This is a genomic window from Hyunsoonleella sp. 2307UL5-6, assembly GCF_047345485.1.
GTDB lineage: Bacteria > Bacteroidota > Bacteroidia > Flavobacteriales > Flavobacteriaceae > Jejuia.
In genome coordinates this window covers 273310-294947 of sequence record NZ_JBLFEN010000002.1, presented here as the reverse complement: position 1 = coordinate 294947, position 21638 = coordinate 273310, and the positions used below count along the sequence as shown (strand labels likewise).

The window sequence follows — 21638 nt, the reverse complement described above, 5'->3', positions numbered from 1 at the left end:
AGAAAAAGAAAATGAGAAGCTTCGAAACAGAAATAGAAAATCCGATAGTTCAAAAGGATATTATAGAATTAGCTAATAAAATTGAGCTTTTTCATAACGGTAAAATCGACGAAGAAAAATTTAGAAGTTTACGTTTAGCACGTGGTGTATACGGTCAGCGTCAAGAAGGCGTACAAATGATTCGTATCAAAGTGCCTTACGGAAAATTAAAAAGCAACCAATTACGTAGAATTGCTGCAGTTTCTGATGAGTATTCTCGTGGGCGTTTACATATTACAACGCGTCAGGATATTCAAATTCATTATGTAGATTTAAATAGAACACCAGAGCTTTGGGCAGAGTTAGAAAAAGATGATGTTACAGTTCGTGAAGCCTGCGGAAATGTGGTAAGAAACGTAACAGCATCTGAAACAGCAGGTATTGATATAGATGAGCCATTTGATGTGTCGCCTTATGCAGATGCTTTATATAAATTCTTTTTACGTAACGCTATTTGTCAAGAAATGGGACGTAAATTTAAAGTCTCTTTTTCTTCTACAGATGAGGATACAGGATTATCATACTTACACGATATCGGATACATCGCTAAAATGAAAGACGGCATTCGCGGATTTAAAGTGATGGTAGCTGGAGGATTAGGGTCTCAACCACGTCATGCAGATGTATTGTTTGATTTTGTAGAAACGGATAAAATTATTCCAATCATGGAAGGTGTTTTACGTGTTTTCGATCGTTATGGTGAGCGTAAAAGTCGTGCTAAAGCTAGAATGAAATTCTTATTAAAAGACATCGGCTTAGAAGCTTTTAGAGATTTAATTGAAGAGGAGCAAAAAGCGATTGAATTTAAAAGTGTTACTATTGATGTAGATAGTTATGTAGCGTCAACACCAGTTAAAATTACTGAAATTCCAGAAGTAGCAATAAAAGACCAACAAGCGTTTGAAACTTGGAAGTCTACTAATTTAATTCCTCAAAAACAGAATGGTTATGTAGGTATAGGTGTTAAAGTGTTGTTAGGGGATTTCTACACAGATAAAGCACGTTTGTTAGCTGATTTAGTTGATAAATACGCTGCTGGAGAGGTGCGTTTAACACTACGTCAAAATATAGTAATTCCTTTTGTAAAAACCGAATTAGTACCTTTTTTCTATTCTGAATTAGAGAAATTAGGTTTTGTAGAAGCTGGTTATAATAAAGCTGTGGATATTACTGCATGCCCAGGTACAGATACGTGTAATTTAGGTATTGCAAGCAGTACAGGTATCGCAGAGGAGTTGGAACGTATGATTAAAGCAGAGTACCCACAATATTTGAAAAACGAAGATTTAGTGATAAAAATTAGTGGTTGTATGAATGCTTGTGGACAACACAATATGGCAAATATTGGGTTTCAAGGAATGACGGTGCGAACACCAGACAAATTGGTAGCACCAGCGTTACAAGTATTGCTTGGTGGAGGAAATCAAGGTGATGGTAATGCAACGTTTGCCGATAAAGTGGTAAAAGTGCCAAGTAGAAGAGGACCAGAAGCATTACGTAGAATTTTAAATGATTTTGAAGCCAATGCTAACGGAAAACAATTTGTAGAGTACTACCAAGAAAAAGGTGAAAAGTACTTCTATGATTTCTTGAATGATTTACAAGATGCTACAAATTTAACGCAAGCCGATTTTATTGATTGGGGTGAAGAAGAAAAATACGTTAAAGAAATCGGGATAGGTGAATGTGCTGGTGTGGTTATCGATTTGATTGCAACCTTATTCTTTGAAAGCGAAGAAAAAATTGATAATGCCAAAACGTCTTTTGATGATGGTGTGTATTCAGGAGCTATTTACTTAGCATACCAATCTTTAGTAAATTCTGCAAAGGCTTTACTATTGGCCGAAAACAAGAAAACAAATACACATGCGGGTATTATCAAACAGTTTGATGAATTATTTATTGAGAGTGGTCGTATAGATTTAGGGACGTCTTTTTCTGAAATGATATATCAAATTAATAAATTTGCACCAACTGCTGATTTTGCAGCAAAATATATTGAAAATGCAAATCTGTTTTTATCAAAAGTAAGAGCATTTAGAGAAGCACAGCAAGAACTAGAACAAAAAGCAGTTTAAAAATAAAAATGAGTAACAAAACCCCAAAATTAACGGTTGTAGGTGCAGGACCAGGTGATGAAGATTTAATAACCTTAAAAGCAATTAAGGCAATTAAATCTGCAGATGTTATTTTGTACGATGCACTAATCAACGAATCTTTATTAAGTTATGCCTCAGAACACGCAGAGCTTATTTTTGTGGGTAAACGCAAAGGGTGTTATGCATTTCAGCAAGAGCAAATTAATGATTTAATCGTTTCTAAAGCTAAAGAAAAAGGGCATGTGGTGCGCTTAAAAGGAGGCGATCCATTTATTTTTGGACGTGGTGCTGAAGAGATTGATTATGTAAGACAATTTGGTTTAGAAACTTATATGGTGCCTGGTGTATCCTCATCTATGGCGGTTCCAGCATATCAAGGTATTCCATTAACAAAGCGCGGTGCGTCTGAGAGTTTTTGGGTAATTACAGGAACTACCAAAAAACATCAATTATCTGGTGATGTTGCTTTAGCAGCTAAATCTACAGCTACAGTTGTGATTTTAATGGGTATGAGTAAACTAGGAGAAATTGTTGAAATTTTTTCAAAGGAAAATAAGCAAGAGACAGCCATTGCTGTGATACAGAACGGTACACGAGATAATGAAAATGTGGGTATTGGTACAATAAATACTATTGAGGCTATTGTAGAAGCTAAACAATTAGCAAATCCTGCAATAATTATTATAGGTGATGTAGTTAAGGAAAGAGTAACACTAAGTTCAATTTATAGTGAAGTGAATAAGGGCTAAAATTATGGAAAGAAATAATTTATACCCTATTTTTTTGAAAGCTAAAAGCTTAAATGTGTTGATTGTTGGCGGAGGAAATGTTGCTGAAGAAAAGTTAACGTTCTTATTAAAATCGAGTCCGGATGCCCACGTTACTATGGTGTCGCCTATGTTTCGCGAAGGCACAATAGCACTAGCTAAAAAAGGTTGTGTAACATTGGTTGATGATGTTTATAAAAAAAGCTACTTAATTGGCAAGCACATGGTTGTGGCTACGACAGATATACCCGAAGTAAATGTTCAGGTTTGGAAAGATTGTAGAGCTGAAGCTAAATTGGTAAACGTTGCAGATAACCCACCGTATTGTGATTTTTATATGGGCGGTATTGTAACAAAGGGAAATGTAAAAGTAGCAATTAGTACCAATGGGAAGTCGCCAACAACGGCTAAACGTTTACGACAGTTTTTTGAGGATGTAATTCCTGAAAACGTAGATGATTTGGTAAAAAATTTAAATGAGTACAGAAAAACAATAAAAGGTGATTTTGAAGAAAAGGTGGAAACACTAAACGAATTTACCAAAGGATTAATTAATAAAAAATAAAATGGCTATTAGTCTTTAGCTTTTTGCGATTAGCAACTAGCGAATGGCTAAAAGCAAATAGCTAAAAGAAAATTTTAAAAATGATTAAAACAGATATAATTGTAATTGGAGCAGGACCTACAGGATTGTTTACTGTATTTGAAGCAGGATTATTAAAATTAAAATGTCATTTAATTGACGCATTGCCACAACCTGGTGGACAGTGTTCTGAATTGTATCCAAAAAAGCCTATTTATGATATTCCTGGATTTCCAGAAATTTTAGCTGGCGATTTAACAGATAACTTATTAGAGCAAGGGAAGCAATTTGAGCCAGGTTTTACCTTGGGAGAGCGTGCTGAAACTATTGATAAGCAAGAGGATGGTACTTTTATAGTAACTACTAATAAAGGGACGCAACACCAAGCGCCAGTAGTAGCTATTGCTAGTGGTTTAGGAAGTTTTGAACCTAGAAAACCGCAACTTGAAAACTTAGCTAAGTATGAGGATAAGGGCGTGGAATACATGATTAAAGAGCCAGAATTTTATCGTGATAAAAATGTGGTTATAGCTGGTGGTGGAGATTCTGCTTTAGATTGGAGTATCTTTTTAGCTGATGTTGCAAAAAGTGTAACATTAGTGCATAGACGTAATGAGTTTAGAGGACATTTAGATTCTGTTGAAAAAGTACAAGAATTAAAAAATGCAGGTAAAATTAAGTTAATTACGCCTGCTGAGGTTACCGATATTCTTGGTGATGGTAAGGTTGAAGCGATAGAAATAACTAAAAAGGACGAAGAACCAATGCGACTAGAAACGGATCACTTTATTCCGTTGTTTGGGTTATCTCCTAAGTTAGGGCCTATTGCGAACTGGGGATTAGATATCGAGAAGAATGCAATTAAGGTGAATAATGCTTTAGATTATCAAACTAATATTCCTGGTATTTTTGCTATTGGTGATGGTAACTACTATCCTGGAAAATTAAAGTTGATATTATGTGGTTTTCATGAAGCCACTATTATGTGTCAAGCAGCATATAAAATTATTAATCCAGGCAAGAAATTTGTATTGAAATACACTACAGTAAGTGGTGTAAACGGATTTGATGGTACTAGAAAAGAAGCGCCTAAAGCAGTTGTTCAGGCGATAAACTAGACAATGAAAAAAATTTTTAGACCTCACAGGTTTTTAAAACCTGTGAGGTCTGGAGAGAAAAAAAACTTGATGGTTAAAAGGTATTGGCGGATGCGAACGCGTTAGGGATTGCAGAGGAAAGCCCACAGCCCGACGCAGGAGGTGCGAGGACTTGTAACGGAAAGCCCGACCCCTTGTGGGTAACGCCCAAAAATAAAATATAAAAATATAATCCTGCAAGGTTTTAAAGCCTTGTGGGATTTAATGTTTCATAAAAGTGGGATTTACAGAGATAAGTTTTACTTTTATACATTGAAAATTTGAAGGGATGAAACAAACATGTTCAAAATAATTATTTGTTTTATTATTAATAATTGTTTTGAATGTTAAAGGTCACATGTGACCTGCAAAAGTCAATAGAAAATATCACATGAAAAGTTATAACGTTTGCTTAAAGGACACTGCACAGGAATTTACAAAAAAATTATTTTACTCTCTATTTAATTGTGAACTTGAGGAGTTGCACGAGGATTACCTTGAAAAAACTTTTCTTGAAATAACCTCTAAATTAGAGTTGGAAAATAGTAGTGAAATTTGGAGTGTTTTTAAAACCAAACTTCCTGAGATTAGAAGAAACCTTGATTTAGACGCGATTGCATTTGAGAAAAATGATCCTGCATCGCACTCTTTAGCCGAAATTTATCTGGCGTATCCAGGTTTTTATGCTATTTCTGTATACAGGTTGAGTCATGCGCTTTATAAACTAGGGGTTTATATTTTGCCTAGAATGATGAGTGAATTTATTCATGGGATAACGGGTATTGATATTCATCCGGGTGCTACAATTGGAGAGTCGTTTTATATAGATCATGGTACCGGAATAGTAATTGGAGAAACTTCGATAATAGGAAACGATGTTAAGATGTATCAAGGGGTAACATTAGGAGGTATTTCGGTATCTAAAAATTTTGCTAAAACTAAGCGACATCCCACTATAGAGGATGGTGTTTGTATTTATGCAAATGCCACAGTTTTAGGTGGAGATATTGTAATTGGTGCCAATAGTATTATTGGAGCCAATGTTTGGATTACAGAATCTGTACCTAAGAATTCATTAGTAACCTATCAAACAGAAATAAAAATAAGACCTAAGAAAAATGGCATACGAGAATAGCATTATTGGCCAAATTGGAAACACACCTTTGGTAGAAGTTACACATCTACTAAAAAAAGATGGTGTAAAATTGTTTTTAAAGTTAGAAGGTAATAACCCAGGTGGAAGTGTAAAAGATAGACCTGCTTATAATATGATTAATGAAGCTTTGAAACGAGGCGATATTAAAAAGGGAGGCACTTTGGTTGAGGCCACTAGTGGAAATACTGGCATTGCTTTGGCATTTATTTCTAAGCTTTTAGGGTTGAATATGGTATTGATTATGCCTGAAAATTCTACTGAAGAACGCGTAAAAACTATGCGCGCCTATGGTGCTGAGGTTATTTTAACACCTGCCGATATTGGGATTGAAGGCTCTCGAGATGTAGCGTTTAAATTGAGAGATGAAAAAGGATATGTCTTGCTAAATCAGTTTGAAAATGATGATAACTGGAAAGCACATTATAAAACAACAGGACCAGAAATTTGGAACGATACCGATGGAAAGATTACGCATTTTGTAGCTACTATGGGAACAACAGGAACTATAATGGGAACATCACGATTTTTAAAAGAGCAAAATCCAGATATTCAAATTGTAGGGGCACAACCCGCTGATGGTGCTAGAATTCCTGGGATTAGAAAATGGTCGCCAGATTATGTGCCTAAGTTTTTTGATCGCTCTAGAGTGGATACGGTAATCGATGTGTCTGAAGAGAATGCTAAAACAACCACCATTAATTTAGCAAAAGAGGAGGGTGTTTTCGCAGGTATGAGTAGTGGGGGTTCTATGTATTGTGCCTTAGAAACCGCTAAATCTATAGATAAAGGTGTTATTGTTGCTATAATTTGTGATAGAGGTGATAGATATTTGTCGTCAACTTTGTTTGAGTAAATAAAAATTCAGACCTGTAAGGTTTTAAAAACTTAATAAGTCTGTGAACTAGAGAAAATAAAATGTCAAAAATACACGACGCTTTAAAAGAGCGTATTTTAGTTTTAGATGGTGCCATGGGTACCATGTTACAAGCTTATAAATTTACAGAAGAGGACTTTAGAGGCGAACGCTTTAAAGATTATCCAACCCCATTGCAAGGGAATAATGATTTATTATCCATAACGCAACCTGAAGCTATTAAAACAATTCATGGAAAGTACTTTGAGGTTGGTGCGGATATTATAGAAACCAACACATTTTCAGGAACTACCATAGCTATGGCGGATTACCAGATGGAAGATTTGGTTTATGAGTTGAATTACCAATCTGCTAAAATAGCTAAAGAAGTTGCAGATGAATTTACAGCAAAAGAACCGCACAAACCACGTTTTGTAGCGGGTTCAATAGGGCCAACAAACCGAACAGCAAGTATGTCGCCAGACGTTAACGATCCAGGATATCGTGCCGTAACATTTGATGAATTACGAATTGCATACAAGCAACAAGTAGAAGCCTTAGTTGATGGAGGCGTAGATTTATTATTAGTAGAAACTGTATTTGATACTCTTAACGCCAAAGCTGCATTATTTGCCATTGAAGAAGTGAAAGCTGAGCGTGATATAGATATCCCCATTATGTTAAGCGGTACCATTACAGATGCCTCTGGAAGAACATTGTCAGGTCAAACAGCAGAAGCGTTTTTAATCTCAGTATCGCATGTGCCGTTATTATCTGTTGGTTTTAATTGTGCTTTGGGCGCTAATTTATTGCAACCGCATTTAGAAGCAATTGCTAATAAAACAGATTTTGCAATATCGGCACACCCTAATGCAGGTTTACCAAATGCTTTTGGCGAGTATGATGAGACTCCAGAAGAAATGGGCGAGCAAATTGAAGAATATTTAAAAAAGAATTTAATAAATATTATAGGTGGATGTTGTGGTACAAGTCCAGAGCATATTCGTGTTATTGCTAATATTGCTGCTAAATATGAACCAAGGAGTTTGACCAAAATATTATATTAATGAGTCTTAGAAAATTATACTATTTATTACATCCAAGGTTAAGATATTTATCTAGAAAAATAATTTTTTTTCCTGTAGATATATATCACTTTGTATTAAATAAAAGACATAAATACGAGCCTCCAAAAGGAGATATATTTATCGGTTCTGGAGATTTTATCGAGGCAGGTAACAAACACTTAAACCTATTAGTTAACCACTTGGAATTAAAGAAATCGGATAATGTTTTGGATATTGGGTGTGGCCTTGGAAGAACAGCAATTCCTTTAACAACGTATTTAAACAAAACTTCAAAATATGAAGGGTTTGACGTAGTTAAAAAAGGAATAACATGGTGTAATTCAAAAATAAAAAAAGATTTCCCAAACTTTAATTTCAAATATATTCCGTTACATAATGATTTATATAATACCTCTTCTCAAACGGCAAGTCAATACAAGTTTCCTTATGATAGTAATTCTTTTGAAGTAGTTTTTTTATTTTCAGTATTTACTCATATGAAAATTTCTGAGATAGATAATTATTTAAAAGAAATACATAGAGTTTTAAAACCTAAAGGAAAGTGTTTAGCTACATTTTTTTTGTATAATGACGATAATGAGGCTATAGTTTCATCAATAAAAGAATTTAGTTTTCCTGTAAAGAGAGATGGTTATCGATTAATGAATGAAAAAGTAGAATCTGCAAACATATTAATTAACGAAAGTAACTTGATAAACATTATTGATAATAGTGGTTTAAAATTAAAAAAAATATTTCATGGATTTTGGAAAGATCAAGTTTTAGGAGTCAAAAGTGTTTCTGGTGAATTTCAAGATTTTGTAATCTTAGAAAAAAAATATAGTTATTATGAAAATAGTAATAATTAATAGTAACTAATTTTTTAATGATATAAATTTATATACAAAGGTGGTTAAACAACACTTTTATGAGGCGTTTTTAACTATTTATTTTTATTAAAATGCGAATTTTTAAGTTTGCAAAACTTATAGATATGTTAGAATAAACAATGAAAGTAAAACAAACAAAATACATGAAACTTTCAGGATTAGAACCGCTAATCCTTAATGAAAACAGCAATTTTATCAACGTTGGTGAGCGAACTAATGTTGCAGGTTCAAGAAAGTTTTTGCGTTTAATAAAAGAAGAGAAATTTGATGAAGCGCTAGATGTTGCGCGTCATCAAGTAGATGGTGGTGCGCAAATTATCGACATTAATTTTGACGATGGTTTAATTGATGGTAAAGAAGCTATGGTTCGTTTTTTAAACCTTATAGCTGCTGAACCAGATATTTGTCGTGTGCCTATTATGATAGATTCTTCAAAATGGGAAATCATAGAAGCTGGTCTTCAGGTGGTGCAAGGTAAATGTGTGGTAAATTCTATTTCGCTTAAAGAAGGTGAAGAAAAATTTATTTGGGAAGCCACACAGATAAAGCGTTACGGTGCCGCAGTTATTGTAATGGCATTTGATGAAGTGGGGCAAGCTGATAATTACGAACGCAGAATTGAAATCGCAAAACGCTCTTATGACGTTTTGGTGAATAAAGTAGGATTTCCTTCAGAAGATATTATTTTCGATTTAAATATATTTCCTGTAGCTACAGGAATGGAAGAACACCGTAGAAATGCCATAGATTTTATTGAAGCCACAAAATGGGTTCGTGAAAATCTAGAAAATGTAAGTGTGAGTGGTGGTGTAAGTAATGTGTCCTTTTCATTTAGAGGTAATAATGGTGTTCGTGAGGCAATGCACTCGGTATTTTTATATTATGCTATCCAAAACGGCATGAATATAGGTATTGTAAACCCTGCAATGTTGGAGGTGTATGATGATATTCCAAAGGATTTATTAGAGCACGTAGAAGATGTAATTTTAGATAGACGTGATGATGCCACAGAGCGTTTATTAGATTTTGCTGAAACCGTAAAAGGTTCTAAAAAAGGAAAAACAGTTGATTTATCATGGCGAGAAAACCCGTTACAAGATAGAATTACACATGCCTTGGTTAAAGGTATTGATGCTTTTATTATTGAAGATGTAGAGCAAGCACGACAAGAAGCAGATAAACCTATTGAAGTTATTGAAGGTAACTTGATGATTGGTATGAATGTGGTAGGTGATTTGTTTGGTGCTGGAAAAATGTTTTTACCACAGGTGGTAAAATCTGCGCGTGTGATGAAGAAGGCTGTTGGTTATTTAAATCCGTTTATTGAAGCGGAGAAGTCAGATAAATCAGAACCTGTTGGTAAAATATTAATGGCTACTGTAAAAGGTGATGTACATGATATTGGTAAAAATATTGTAAGTGTGGTACTAGCTTGTAATAATTATGAGATTGTAGATTTAGGCGTGATGGTGCCACCAGAAAAAATAATACAAGCAGCTATTGATGAACGTGTAGATGCCATTGGATTATCTGGGTTAATTACACCATCACTTGATGAAATGGTGTATTTAGCAAAGGAAATGCAAAATAAAAACTTTGAGGTGCCACTTTTAATTGGTGGCGCAACTACATCTAAAGCTCATACCGCTGTTAAAATTGATACACAATACAAAAATGCTGTGGTGCATGTAAATGATGCATCTAGAGCAGTAACCGTTGTAGGCGATTTATTGAATAAAAAGAGTTCAAATGAATATGTTGCAAAACTTAAAGCAGATTATGATGAATTTCGTACTAAGTTTTTAAAACGTGGTAAAGAGAAATCATATATATCTATTGAAGAAGCTAGAAGTAAAAAATACAAGATTGATTGGGATACTTCTGAAATTGTAAAACCTAAGGAATTGGGTGTGCAAATTTTGAAGCAATTAAGTTTAAAAGAACTATTGCCCTTTATAGATTGGAGTCCGTTTTTTAGAAGTTGGGATTTACATGGGAAATATCCAGATATTTTAAAAGATGATGTGGTAGGTGAACAGGCTACTCAGTTGTTTGAAGATGCCGAAGAGATGATACAACAAATTGTTTCAAAACAACTCTTGAAACCAAAAGCCGTTTTTGGATTATTTGAAGCCAATAGTATTAATGAAGATGATATTTCTGTTCAGAAAAAAGGCGAAGAAATTGTGGTATTTAGAACCTTACGCCAACAATTAAAAAAGCGAGAAGGTATCCCTAACCATGCTTTGGCAGATTTTGTTGCTCCAAAAGCGTCTGGTAAAAAAGACCATATTGGTGCATTTTGTGTGGCTATTTTTGGTGTACAAGAATTAGCAGAAAGCTACAAAGCTAAAGACGATGATTATAATGCGATTATGGCGCAAGCTATAGCAGATAGATTTGCGGAAGCTTTTGCCGAATATCTACATAAACAAATAAGAACGAAACATTGGGGTTACGCTTCGGGAGAGGATTTAACGAATCAAGATTTAATTAAAGAAAGTTATAAGGGGATTCGTCCTGCACCAGGATATCCTGCTTGTCCTGACCATTTGGAAAAGGAAACGATTTGGGACTTATTGGAGGTAGAAAAATTAATTGGGGTAACGTTAACCGAAAGTTTAGCCATGTGGCCTGCAGCTGCGGTTTCGGGATATTATTTTGCAAATCCTGAGGCAAAGTATTTTGGTTTAGGTAAAATAACGGATGATCAATTAACAGATTATGCCGATAGAAAAGGCATTACCAAGGAGAAAGCTAGAAAGTGGTTGCACCCAAATTTGGCAGGGTAACCCCGCGTTAGGGATTGAAGCGGCATCCTTTTTTTAGTGTCGGTTTGAGTGAATTTGTGAAGGATGAACAAATTTGTATCGAGAACAAACTAAAAAAAGATATAGCAGAAAGCCCGACCCCTTGTGGGTAACGCAAAAAAAATAAATATTAACTAATTAAAAGTCCCCTTTGGGGATTTAGGGGAATGAAAGTAACAGACCATATTAAAAATGCAAACGGAAAAACATTGTTTTCGTTTGAGGTAATACCACCAAAAAAGGGGAAGAATATTCAGGATTTATATAATAATATAGATCCGTTAATGGAGTTTAAACCACCGTTTATTGATGTAACGACGTCGCGTGAGGAGTACGTGTATATTGAGAAAGGGAACGGACTTTTAGATAAGAGGATTACACGTATGCGCCCAGGAACAGTAGGTATTTGTGCGAGTATTATGCATAAGTATCAAGTGGATGCAATTCCTCATTTATTGTGTGGTGGTTTTACTAAAGAGGAGACGGAATATGTGTTAGTAGATTGTCATTATTTAGGGTTAGATAATGTAATGGCTTTACGAGGCGATTCTATGAAAGATGAGGCGTATTTTACGGCTTGTGAAGGTGGGCATGCTTATGCTAGTGGCTTGGTAGAACAAATTGCAAAATTAAACAGAGGTGAGTATTTGCATGACGATGTGCAGGTTGAGCATTATTCTGATTTTTGTATTGGTGTAGCAGGTTACCCAGAAAAACACATGGAAGCACCATCTTTAGCAACAGATTTAAAACGTTTAAAGGAAAAGGTTGATGCTGGAGCAGATTATGTGGTAACACAAATGTTTTTTGATAACCAGAAATATTTTGAGTTTGTTGAAAAGGCAAAAGAAATGGGTATTACGATACCAATAATTCCAGGAATTAAGCCTATTGCTGTTCAACGCCATTTACAATTATTACCGCAGGTTTTTAAAATTGATTTGCCGCAAGATTTGATTGATGCTGTTGAGGATTGTAAGGATAATAAAGCGGTAAGGCAAGTTGGTGTAGAGTTTGCCATTCAACAATCCAAAGAATTATTAGATTTTGGTGTACCCGTGTTGCACTATTATTCTATGGGAAAAAGTGATAATATTAAAGCTGTAGCAGAGGCATTGTTTTAAATAGTACATTTGCGGTGTTTGAAACCCAAATATGAAGTTATTTTATACCTACTTTTTAGCCTTATGTTGTTTTAGTGTTATTGCACAAGATAAAACGCATACCTCTTATGTTGATGCGAATTATTTTGGAGGCTATATTGGGCTGCATAATAATGAAATTCTACATTTAATACAGGAGCACCCCCAAGGTGTTATTTTGAGTTGGAATAAAAAAACGTATGGTTTTAAGGACTGGGAGCAACGTTTTAACTATCCAGATTATGGATTCTCGTTATCATACCAAAATTTTAATAATCCTGTTTTAGGAAACAATGTGTCTCTTTACGCACATTATAATTTCTACTTTTTTAATAGAAATTTAATGTTTCGTATAGGGCAAGGTTTGGCGCATAACTCAAACCCTTATGATAGAGAAACCAATTTTAAAAATGTAGCATTTGGTTCTACGTTAATGAGTAGTACTTACGCTATGATTAACTATAAAAAGGAACGGATTTTTGATAAGTTTGGTGTGCAGGCTGGGTTTTCGTTAATTCACTATTCTAACGGAAATGTAAAAGCACCTAATAACGGTACAAATACTATTGCTTTTAATTTAGGAATAACATATAGTTTAGATGAAGCTGAACTTGACTACCAAAAGACCTTAGATAAAAAGGCTGATAGAAAATTTACAGAACCCATTAAGTATAACGTAGTATTTAGAAGTGGTATAAACCAAAGTGATTTAATTGGAAGTGGGCAATATCCATTTTATATTTTTTCTGGATATGCTGATAAACGTATTAATAGAAAGAGTGCATTACAAGTGGGAACAGACGTGTTTTTTTCTAACTTTTTAAAAGAGTTAATTACTTTTCGAAGTATAGCGTTCCCTGAAGAGAACTTATCTGGAGATGAAGATTTTAAACGTGTTGGTGTATTTGTTGGTCATGAATTATTTATTAATAGAACCAGTTTGTTAACGCAGTTAGGATATTACGTGTATTATCCTTTTGATTTTGAGGGTAGAGTGTATATTAGAGCGGGTTTAAAGCGTTATTTTAGTAAAAAAATATTTGGAGCAATAACTCTAAAATCTCATGGTGCTAGAGCAGAAGCAGTAGAGATTGGTATTGGTATAAGATTGTAACTTATAATTATGGATCAAAGACTAAACATAATAACATTGGGAGTGAGCAACTTAAAGGATGCAACCCTATTTTATCAAGAAAAGTTTGGTTGGAAAATGGCATCATCCAGTACTGAAACTATTTCGTTTTTCCAATTAAACGGAATATTACTATCATTATATCCCAAAGAAAAGTTAGCAGAAGATGCTCAAGTATCGCACAAAGGAAATGGCTTTAATGGCTTCGCATTAGCTTATAATACTAGAACCAAAAACGAGGTAGATCATTTGTTTTCAGATTTAGAACAAAAAGGGGTGACGATTGTAAAACCACCAGAAGATGCTTTTTGGGGTGGATACAGTGGTTATGTATCAGATTTGGATGGTAATTTATGGGAAATTGCATTTAATCCATTTTTATCACTTGATGACAAAGGTAACGCAGTAGAAGATTAGTAAACAATGAAAACTATTAAATACATTTTATTATTCTTTTTGGTTTTTGCTTGTGATAGCGAAACTGCGAACGACTGTTTTCAAAAAGCAGGATCTATTATGCAAGAGGAAGTTGTTGTTGGTAGTTTTGATAAAATTTTAGTAAATCGGGAGATAGAGTTAATTTTAAAAGACGGTCCTGAACAAAACATAGTAATTGAAACTGGACAAAATTTATTAAATGATGTTGTGGTTTCTGTAGAAGATAATCGCCTTATTTTAACTGATAATAATACGTGTAATTACGTTCGCGATTTTGGAATAACTAAGGTGTATGTAACCGCTCCAAATATTACAGAAATTAGAAGTTCTACCCAATATGAAATTCGTTCAGATGGTGTGTTAACGTATCCGTCACTTACCATTTTGTCTGAAGATTTTAATGCGCCAGATACGTTTTCGGTTGGTGATTTTATTTTAGAAATTGATAACTCTAGCTTCAATGCAGTTTTCAACGGTATTTCTATAGCTTATATTTCTGGTAGTACTGATAATTTGAATGTAAACCTTGCTAGTGGTGATTCCCGTTTTGAAGCCAGAAATCTGATAGCGCAAAATGTGAGTGTATTTCATAGAAGCACTAATGATATTGTGGTGAACCCTCAACAATCAATTAGCGGTAGATTACTAAGTACAGGTAATTTAATTTCGGTAAATACACCGCCAACCATTGCTGTAGAAACGCTATTTAATGGGCGCTTAATTTTCGAATAAAGCCATAGCTTGTTTAGCTATTTCTAATTCTTCATTTGTTGGAATAATTAAGACTTTAACTTTTGAAGTTTCAGCACTTACATCAGTTAGTATATCCGGTCTTACATTATTTTTTGCTTTATCAATTGTAATACCTAGATACTCTAAATTTTTACAAACTTGTGCTCTTATTTGTGGTGCATTTTCCCCAATGCCAGCTGTAAAAACAATGGCATCAACCCCGTTCATAACGGCAGCATAACTACCAATATATTTTTTAATACGGTAAGCACTCATTTCAAGTGCTAAAATACAGTCCTTATTTCCATTTTTAGCTTCAGTTAAAATATCTCGTAAATCGCTAAATCCTGTTAGTCCCAACATACCACTCTTCTTTTGTAATATGGTATTTATAGCTTCAAACGTAAAATCGTATTTTTCAGCTAAGTGGAAAATAATAGATTGGTCTATATCGCCACATCGCGTGCCCATAATTAACCCATTTACAGGCGAAAATCCTAAAGAGTGATCGATGCTTTTACCATCTTTAATTGCCGTCATGCTACAGCCATTGCCTAAGTGTATGGTTATAATTTTAGAATTGGCTTTACCTAAATAATCAATAGCTTGTTCTGATACGTATTTGTGACTCGTACCATGAAAACCATATAGTCTTATGTTATCTTCATCAGAATATTGCTTCGGAATTGCATATTTATAAGCATATTCAGGAATACTTTGGTGAAATGCGGTATCAAAAACTGCTACTTGTTTCGCGTTGGTAAATGTATGTTCTGCAACCAAAATGCCTTCTAAATTTGCAGGATTATGCAAAGGCGCTAAAGATGATAGTGCTTTAATTTTAGCTTTAACATCTGCTGTGATTTCTGTAGTATTACCAAAATACTTGCCGCCATGTACCACTCGATGGCCAACGATACTAATAGCCTTAGTGGATGTTATTATGTCCGTTTCTTTATCTAAAAGTTGTTTTGATAATAATGCTAAAGCGTCTTTATGATTATGTATTGGTGCTACAACTTCTACAGTATCATTATGTGTATTAAACTTAAATTTAGCATCGTTAAAACCTATGCGTTCTATGAGTCCAGAACACAAAATAGTTTGCTCTGGCATTAAAAATAATTGAAATTTTAAAGAGGAACTTCCTGAATTTAAAACAAGTACTTGCATATTAAAAATCTTGTGCTTGTATAGCGGTTATAATTACAGTGCTGTATATATCATCTGCGGTACAGCCTCTACTTAAATCATTTACGGGTTTGTTTAAGCCTTGTAACATTGGGCCAATAGCCAATGCGCCAGTTTCGCGTTGTACCGCTTTATAGGTATTATTTCCAGTATTTAAATCTGGAAAAATTAAAACACTAGCTTGTCCCGCTACTTCAGAATTTGGCATTTTACTTTGGCCAATGCGCATATCTACAGCAGCATCATATTGAATAGGACCTTCAATTTTAAGCTCTGGTGCCATTGTTTTAACAATTTCAGTGGCTTTTCTAACACGTTCTACATCTTCACCTTTACCAGAAGCACCAGATGAGTAGGAGAGCATTGCCACTTTAGGTTCTATACCAAAGTTTTTTGCAGAAGCGGCAGAAGAAATAGCAATTTCTGCCAGTTGTTCTGCATTTGGGTTTGGGTTGATGGCACAATCGCCGAAAACAGATACGCGATCTTCTAAACACATAAAAAACACAGAGGATACAATTGATGTATCTGGTTTTGTTTTTATAAATTGTAGGGCAGGCCTTAAAGTGTGCGCTGTTGTGTGTACAGCACCAGAAACCACACCATCTGCATGCCCTTTATATATCATCATGGTGGCGAAATAAGACACGTCAGACATGGCATCTCTAGCCATATCTAAATTTACATTTTTATGTTTACGTAGTTCATAAAATGTAGTTACGTAATCTTCAAAATGCTCAGAATCTTGCGGAGAAATTATAGTAATGTTTTTTAGTTCTAAAGGAATATCTTTTTGTTTAACTAGCTCTTTTATCGTGTCATATTCGCCAATTAAGGTTAAATCTACTACATGAGCATCAATAAGTCGTGCCGCTGCTCTAAGCACTCTTTCATCATTACCTTCTGGTAAAACAATATGTTTCTTTTGCTTTAAAGCACGCTGTAGGAGGTTATATTGAAACATCCTGGGAGTGAAAATATCTGATTTAAACGTAATTAAATCATTAGCTAATTTATCGGTGTCTACATGTTTCTCAAAGGTTGCTATAGATGTTTCAATTTTCTCAATATTTTCAGCATAAATTCTAGATTTAATTTTACCTACAGCATTAGCTACTTTAAAAGTGCCCCCTTTTACACTGATAATGGGTATAATACTAGAAAGCCCTTCGATAAGTTTTAAAATAGAATCTTCTGGCAGCAATCCTCCAGTAAGCAATATTCCTGAAATTTTAGGATAATTTTTAGAGATATTAGCTTGTAGTGCGCCTAAAATAATATCGGCTCTATCTCCAGCAGTAATCACTAAACAATCTTCTTTTAATTGGTTGAGGTAATTACGGAGCTGCATGGTTGCCACATTATAGCTGTCTACCTGATTATTAATCATGTTAGCACCAAATAAAATATTACCGTTAAGTTTATTTACAATTTCCTTAATTGTAGGGCTTGCCAAACTTTTAATTTTTGGTATCACAGTAATATCGGTACCAGAAGGTATTCGTTTGTTTAGTAGCGATTTTAAATTAGTAATATCTTCAGGATTTACCTTATTAGTCATAATAGATAAAACGTCTACCTCTTCCTTAAACGTATCGTGGGCTAATTGAACATTATCAACAACTTCAGAAATATTTGTACTATTATCACCTCTAGATACTATAATAACAGGCAATCCAAGATTTTTAGAAATTAGCATATTTATATCTAATTCTAAACTAGAGTTTTCATGAGAAAAATCAGTGCCCTCAACGAGTACAATATCAAACCGTTCTTCTAAATATTTATATTTTTTTATAATATGATCGATAACATCGCCAGATTTACCCCTATTATATAACTCTAAAACTTCACTTCTTTTGTATGCATAAGCTTTCTTGTAATTAATATCTAGTTCAAAATAAGATACAACGGTGTTAATATGGTTATCAGGTTCGTTATTTTTTGTGTCTTCAATTATAGGTCTAAAATATCCTACTTTAGCGGTTTTGCCTAACAACATGCGCATTAAACCCAGTACAACAACAGATTTTCCACTATTAGCTTCAATAGTAGCAACATAAATTCCTTTGCTCATTTCAGTATGTTTTTTGAAGAATTACAAATATAGTTCATTACCCACTTTAACATCGGTAATACCAAAATTTTATCGTTAATAAACACAAAATTACTGAGGTAATTATGGTATAAATATGATATATGTTAGTTGTAGAATTAAAAAAAGTATTTTTATACAGGTCTTTTTAATGCGCAATTGCTAAGAGCAAGCGACATGGTTGTTTTTTTCTTAGTTTAAAAAAGCAACTTTGGGTCAACCACGTATTAAAAAGGAGGCCGGCACAATCCTTAATACGCCTGTTTGCCGAGTTTAGTTATAGTAACAGGTAATTATTATTCCGAAGTTAATTCTCTAAACAAACTTTCTAAACTCGCATTTTTCTGATTTAATTGAAGAATCTTCAACGTATTATCGTGTGCAAAATCAAATACATGCGCTCGCATATCTTCAGAAGTTTTAAAGGTAATTTCATAAACAAAATCATGTGTGTTTTTAATACGCTCAACCTTAGGTAGTTTTAAAAGAAATACATCTTCCACACGATAGTCAAACTCAACAATAACGGTTTGTTCTTTCTCGTCTCTAAGTTCGTTTAGTTTTTTATCGGCTACTATTTCACCTTTATTTATAATAATAACACGGTCGCACATGGCTTCAACCTCTTGCATAATGTGTGTAGAGAGAAAAACGGTTTTTGTTTTACCTATAGTTTTTATAAGATTGCGAATATCAATTAATTGGTTAGGGTCTAAACCTGTTGTGGGTTCATCTAAAATTAAAACTTCTGGATCATGTAATAGTGCCGTAGCTAAACCAACACGCTGGCGATACCCTTTAGAGAGTTGCCCTATTTTTTTGTTAATTTCGGGTGTAAGCCCTGTCATTTCAATAACTTCAGCAATTCTTAATTTATTTACATTATAAATATTAGCGTTAAATGCTAAATACTCTTTAATGTACATATCTAGATATAGTGGATTGTGTTCTGGAAGATATCCAACACTTTTTTGAATATTTTGTGTGGCTTCAGCACCATACCCGTTTACTTTCGTGCTTCCTGAAGACGGTTTTACATAAGTGGTTAAAATCTTCATCATTGTTGATTTTCCTGCACCATTAGGCCCAAGAAATCCAACAATTTCAGGGCGTTTCACACTAAAAGAAATGTTGTTTAACGCTTTTTGATTACCGTATAGTTTTGAGATGTTGCTGACTTCAATAGACATATTTCGAAATTATTTATCAAAAATAGTGATTATGTAATGTAATTTGAATTTTACTGTAAATTCTTTAAATTTTTTAGCAAAGCAAGAAAAAAGGTTTCATTGTATTTTGATTTCTTAAAATATTATTTACTTTAGCGGTCGTAATTATGAGAACAACAACGTATTATACATATTTTAACTTTTTTTATTTCTTTTTTAATAGAGAAATCGAGACGTTGTGTGTATAATTAAACAATAATATATAATACTGCAAGTCTCGATGAAAATCGAGACTTTTTTTTATGATTAAAACCGTAGCCATACAAGGAGTAAGAGGAAGTTTTCACGATATAGTATCAAAGGAGTTTTTTGATAAACCCGTTGCTATTATTGAGTGTATGACTTTTGATCGTGTGGTAGATGCACTTATTAATAAAGAGTGCGACGCAGCTATTATGGCGTTAGAGAATTCTATCGCGGGCTCTATAATACCTAATTATGCACTAATTGACGATAACCAGTTGCATATTGTTGGCGAACATTATTTAGATATTCAGCATAATTTAATGGCGTTACCAAATCAAAGTATTAATGATATTAAAGAGGTATACTCTCATCCTATGGCGTTATTGCAGTGTAAGGCCTTTTTTAAGCAATATCCTCATATTAAGTTGGTAGAGGATAAGGATACTGCTGAGGTTGCAGATAGAATACAAAAGCAACAATTAAAACATACTGGCGCTATTGCCAGTGTAATGGCTGCTGAAATTTTTGAATTAAATATTTTGGCACATAGTATACAAACAATTAAAAATAACGAAACTCGTTTTGTTATAGTAAAGCGTATAAACTCTGAAGTTACAGAAAGTGATATAAATAAAGCATCAATAAAGTTTGAAGCAGACCATAAGCGTGGTAGTTTAGCTACTATTTTAAATGTAATGAGTGATTGTAATTTGAATTTAACAAAAATACAATCTCTACCCATTGTTGAAACACCATGGAAATATGCCTTTTTTGTAGATGTTACATTTGATATATATTCAGATTTTTTAAAGGCAAAGTCATTAATTGAAATTATGAGTTCTAGTTTTAAAGTATTAGGAGCATATAAAAATGCTAAGTTATGATTGAGGTAGCAAAGCGCTTACATACCGTTGAAGAGTACTACTTCTCAAGGAAATTGAGAGAGGTAGGATTGCTGATTGCTAGCGGAAAGCCCATTATAAATTTAGGTATTGGTAGTCCTGATTTACAACCACCACAAAAGGTGATTGATGCTATTTCTGGAAGTTTAGGTGATGCCACAGCACACAAATACCAAGGGTATCAAGGTTTACCAGAATTAAGAGAGGCTATATCTAGTTTTTACAAAGCACAGTTTTCTGTAAATATGAATGCTACTAACGAAATATTGCCTTTAATGGGCAGTAAGGAAGGTATTATGCATATTTCTATGGCATACTTAAATGAAGGAGATGAGGTTTTGATACCAAACCCAGGATACCCAACATACCAAGCTGTTACAAAACTGGTAGGTGCAAAGATTATGACTTATGATTTGGATGAAAGTACTAACTGGGTGCCAAATATTAAGGAATTAGAGCAAACCGATTTAAGTAACGTGAAACTTATGTGGGTAAATTACCCGCATATGCCAACAGGTGCTACGCCTACTGAAACTGTTTTTGAAGAATTGGTAGCGTTTGGGAAACGTAATAACATACTCATTGTAAACGATAACCCATATAGTTTTGTATTAAACGATAATCCTAGAAGTATTTTAAGTGTTGAGGGCGCAAAGGATGTGTGTTTAGAATTAAATTCGTTAAGTAAAACCTTTAATATGGCCGGATGGCGTGTAGGAATGGTTTTAGGAAACAGTGAACACATTAGCAATATTTTAAAAGTAAAAAGCAATATGGATTCTGGGATGTTTTATGGCATTCAAAAAGGCGCTATTGAAGCTTTAAAATGTTCTAATATGTGGTTTGTAACGCTAAATAGTGTTTACAAAAGACGTCGTGATTTAGTTTGGGAATTAGCTGAAGCTTTAAATTGTACGTATGATAAAAATGCAACAGGATTATTTGTTTGGGCAAAATTGCCAGCCTATTTAAAGAGTGAAGAATTTATAGATTTAGTATTAAAAGAGAATCATATATTTATTACACCAGGTACTATTTTTGGTAGCCAAGGTGAAGGATATATTAGGTTTTCGTTATGTGCATCGACTGAAATACTAGAAGAAGCTATTGCTAGAGTTAAATAGAAATAAGTTTGCAGTCGCAGTCGTAGTGAACAGTAGTTTAGGAATAAAAATTAAAAAGAAGGAATAA

The 21638-nt window shown here is 33.9% G+C and carries 18 protein-coding genes; 15 read left to right on the top strand and 3 right to left on the bottom strand.

Annotated features, from left to right (window positions below):
• Nucleotides 1–11 precede the first annotated feature (11 nt).
• The 13 genes from ACKGJY_RS04775 (at nt 12) to ACKGJY_RS04715 (ending at nt 14844) form a co-directional block, all read left to right on the top strand.
• Nucleotides 12–2117: a HEPN domain-containing protein gene (locus ACKGJY_RS04775; RefSeq protein WP_413972714.1), complete on the top strand. Its 2106-nt coding sequence runs from the start codon at nt 12–14 to the stop codon at nt 2115–2117.
• 8 nt (nt 2118–2125) lie between these two features.
• Nucleotides 2126–2887 carry a uroporphyrinogen-III C-methyltransferase gene (cobA, locus tag ACKGJY_RS04770; protein ID WP_413972713.1) on the top strand — a complete coding sequence of 254 codons (762 nt, stop codon included), beginning with the start codon at nt 2126–2128 and terminating at the stop codon, nt 2885–2887.
• 4 nt (nt 2888–2891) lie between these two features.
• Nucleotides 2892–3470 (top strand): bifunctional precorrin-2 dehydrogenase/sirohydrochlorin ferrochelatase, encoded by a 579-nt coding sequence (locus tag ACKGJY_RS04765; protein ID WP_413972712.1) that lies wholly within the window; start codon nt 2892–2894, stop codon nt 3468–3470.
• A gap of 80 nt (nt 3471–3550) precedes the next feature.
• Entirely contained in the window at nt 3551–4606 is a 1056-nt protein-coding gene (locus tag ACKGJY_RS04760) for an NAD(P)/FAD-dependent oxidoreductase (protein WP_413972711.1), read from the top strand.
• 409 nt (nt 4607–5015) lie between these two features.
• Nucleotides 5016–5759, top strand: a complete 744-nt coding sequence (gene epsC, locus ACKGJY_RS04755; RefSeq protein ID WP_413972710.1) for a serine O-acetyltransferase EpsC — start codon at nt 5016–5018, stop codon at nt 5757–5759.
• A complete protein-coding gene (gene cysM / locus ACKGJY_RS04750) occupies nt 5743–6633 on the top strand; it encodes a cysteine synthase CysM (protein WP_413972709.1) in 891 nt (296 codons plus the stop codon). The genes epsC and cysM overlap by 17 nt, the downstream gene beginning before the upstream one ends.
• A 62-nt stretch (nt 6634–6695) precedes the next feature.
• On the top strand, nt 6696–7700 hold the full coding sequence (locus ACKGJY_RS04745) for a homocysteine S-methyltransferase family protein (protein WP_413972708.1): 1005 nt from the start codon (nt 6696–6698) through the stop codon (nt 7698–7700).
• Nucleotides 7700–8569, top strand: a complete 870-nt coding sequence (locus ACKGJY_RS04740) for a class I SAM-dependent methyltransferase (RefSeq protein WP_413972707.1) — start codon at nt 7700–7702, stop codon at nt 8567–8569. The genes ACKGJY_RS04745 and ACKGJY_RS04740 overlap by 1 nt, the downstream gene beginning before the upstream one ends.
• Nucleotides 8570–8709: 140 nt before the next feature.
• A complete protein-coding gene (metH, locus tag ACKGJY_RS04735; RefSeq protein ID WP_413972706.1) occupies nt 8710–11382 on the top strand; it encodes a methionine synthase in 2673 nt (890 codons plus the stop codon).
• A 185-nt stretch (nt 11383–11567) separates the two neighbouring features.
• Nucleotides 11568–12524 (top strand): methylenetetrahydrofolate reductase [NAD(P)H], encoded by a 957-nt coding sequence (metF, locus tag ACKGJY_RS04730; protein ID WP_413972705.1) that lies wholly within the window; start codon nt 11568–11570, stop codon nt 12522–12524.
• A 31-nt stretch (nt 12525–12555) separates the two neighbouring features.
• Nucleotides 12556–13656, top strand: a complete 1101-nt coding sequence (locus ACKGJY_RS04725) for an acyloxyacyl hydrolase (protein WP_413972704.1) — start codon at nt 12556–12558, stop codon at nt 13654–13656.
• 9 nt (nt 13657–13665) lie between these two features.
• Nucleotides 13666–14091 carry a VOC family protein gene (locus ACKGJY_RS04720; protein ID WP_413972703.1) on the top strand — a complete coding sequence of 142 codons (426 nt, stop codon included), beginning with the start codon at nt 13666–13668 and terminating at the stop codon, nt 14089–14091.
• A 6-nt stretch (nt 14092–14097) separates the two neighbouring features.
• On the top strand, nt 14098–14844 hold the full coding sequence (locus ACKGJY_RS04715; protein WP_413972702.1) for a head GIN domain-containing protein: 747 nt from the start codon (nt 14098–14100) through the stop codon (nt 14842–14844).
• Here the strand turns inward: ACKGJY_RS04715 and ACKGJY_RS04710 are convergent.
• The 3 genes from ACKGJY_RS04710 to gldA all read right to left on the bottom strand — a co-directional run bounded on the left by ACKGJY_RS04710 (nt 14830) and on the right by gldA (nt 19320).
• Complete coding sequence (locus ACKGJY_RS04710; protein WP_413972701.1) at nt 14830–16017, bottom strand: acetate/propionate family kinase; 1188 nt, start codon at nt 16015–16017, stop codon at nt 14830–14832. The two genes, ACKGJY_RS04715 and ACKGJY_RS04710, sit on opposite strands and share 15 nt — an antisense overlap.
• Nucleotide 16018: 1 nt before the next feature.
• Nucleotides 16019–18112: a phosphate acetyltransferase gene (gene pta, locus ACKGJY_RS04705; protein WP_413972700.1), complete on the bottom strand. Its 2094-nt coding sequence runs from the start codon at nt 18110–18112 to the stop codon at nt 16019–16021.
• 314 nt (nt 18113–18426) lie between these two features.
• Nucleotides 18427–19320, bottom strand: a complete 894-nt coding sequence (gene gldA / locus ACKGJY_RS04700; protein ID WP_413972699.1) for a gliding motility-associated ABC transporter ATP-binding subunit GldA — start codon at nt 19318–19320, stop codon at nt 18427–18429.
• A gap of 281 nt (nt 19321–19601) precedes the next feature.
• Here gldA and ACKGJY_RS04695 point away from each other — a divergent pair, with 281 nt between their 5' ends.
• Together ACKGJY_RS04695 and ACKGJY_RS04690 are read left to right on the top strand one after the other, a co-directional pair.
• Nucleotides 19602–20429: a prephenate dehydratase gene (locus tag ACKGJY_RS04695; protein WP_413972698.1), complete on the top strand. Its 828-nt coding sequence runs from the start codon at nt 19602–19604 to the stop codon at nt 20427–20429.
• Entirely contained in the window at nt 20426–21571 is a 1146-nt protein-coding gene (locus tag ACKGJY_RS04690) for a pyridoxal phosphate-dependent aminotransferase (RefSeq protein ID WP_413972697.1), read from the top strand. Before ACKGJY_RS04695 ends, ACKGJY_RS04690 begins: the two co-directional genes overlap by 4 nt.
• Nucleotides 21572–21638: the final 67 nt, after the last annotated feature.

What these genes read in the sequence shown, in the direction of transcription:
- ACKGJY_RS04745 (WP_413972708.1), top strand. Translation starts at nt 6,696, where the DNA reads ATGTCAAAAATACACGACGCTTTAAAAGAGCGTATTTTAGTTTTAGAT.
- ACKGJY_RS04760 (WP_413972711.1), top strand. Translation starts at nt 3,551, where the DNA reads ATGATTAAAACAGATATAATTGTAATTGGAGCAGGACCTACAGGATTG.
- ACKGJY_RS04710 (WP_413972701.1), bottom strand. Translation starts at nt 16,017, where the DNA reads ATGCAAGTACTTGTTTTAAATTCAGGAAGTTCCTCTTTAAAATTTCAA.
- metH (WP_413972706.1), top strand. Translation starts at nt 8,710, where the DNA reads ATGAAAGTAAAACAAACAAAATACATGAAACTTTCAGGATTAGAACCG.
- ACKGJY_RS04695 (WP_413972698.1), top strand. Translation starts at nt 19,602, where the DNA reads ATGATTAAAACCGTAGCCATACAAGGAGTAAGAGGAAGTTTTCACGAT.
- ACKGJY_RS04715 (WP_413972702.1), top strand. Translation starts at nt 14,098, where the DNA reads ATGAAAACTATTAAATACATTTTATTATTCTTTTTGGTTTTTGCTTGT.
- ACKGJY_RS04690 (WP_413972697.1), top strand. Translation starts at nt 20,426, where the DNA reads ATGATTGAGGTAGCAAAGCGCTTACATACCGTTGAAGAGTACTACTTC.
- ACKGJY_RS04720 (WP_413972703.1), top strand. Translation starts at nt 13,666, where the DNA reads ATGGATCAAAGACTAAACATAATAACATTGGGAGTGAGCAACTTAAAG.
- cysM (WP_413972709.1), top strand. Translation starts at nt 5,743, where the DNA reads ATGGCATACGAGAATAGCATTATTGGCCAAATTGGAAACACACCTTTG.
- ACKGJY_RS04775 (WP_413972714.1), top strand. Translation starts at nt 12, where the DNA reads ATGAGAAGCTTCGAAACAGAAATAGAAAATCCGATAGTTCAAAAGGAT.
- ACKGJY_RS04725 (WP_413972704.1), top strand. Translation starts at nt 12,556, where the DNA reads ATGAAGTTATTTTATACCTACTTTTTAGCCTTATGTTGTTTTAGTGTT.
- epsC (WP_413972710.1), top strand. Translation starts at nt 5,016, where the DNA reads ATGAAAAGTTATAACGTTTGCTTAAAGGACACTGCACAGGAATTTACA.
- cobA (WP_413972713.1), top strand. Translation starts at nt 2,126, where the DNA reads ATGAGTAACAAAACCCCAAAATTAACGGTTGTAGGTGCAGGACCAGGT.
- ACKGJY_RS04740 (WP_413972707.1), top strand. Translation starts at nt 7,700, where the DNA reads ATGAGTCTTAGAAAATTATACTATTTATTACATCCAAGGTTAAGATAT.
- metF (WP_413972705.1), top strand. Translation starts at nt 11,568, where the DNA reads ATGAAAGTAACAGACCATATTAAAAATGCAAACGGAAAAACATTGTTT.
- ACKGJY_RS04765 (WP_413972712.1), top strand. Translation starts at nt 2,892, where the DNA reads ATGGAAAGAAATAATTTATACCCTATTTTTTTGAAAGCTAAAAGCTTA.
- pta (WP_413972700.1), bottom strand. Translation starts at nt 18,112, where the DNA reads ATGAGCAAAGGAATTTATGTTGCTACTATTGAAGCTAATAGTGGAAAA.
- gldA (WP_413972699.1), bottom strand. Translation starts at nt 19,320, where the DNA reads ATGTCTATTGAAGTCAGCAACATCTCAAAACTATACGGTAATCAAAAA.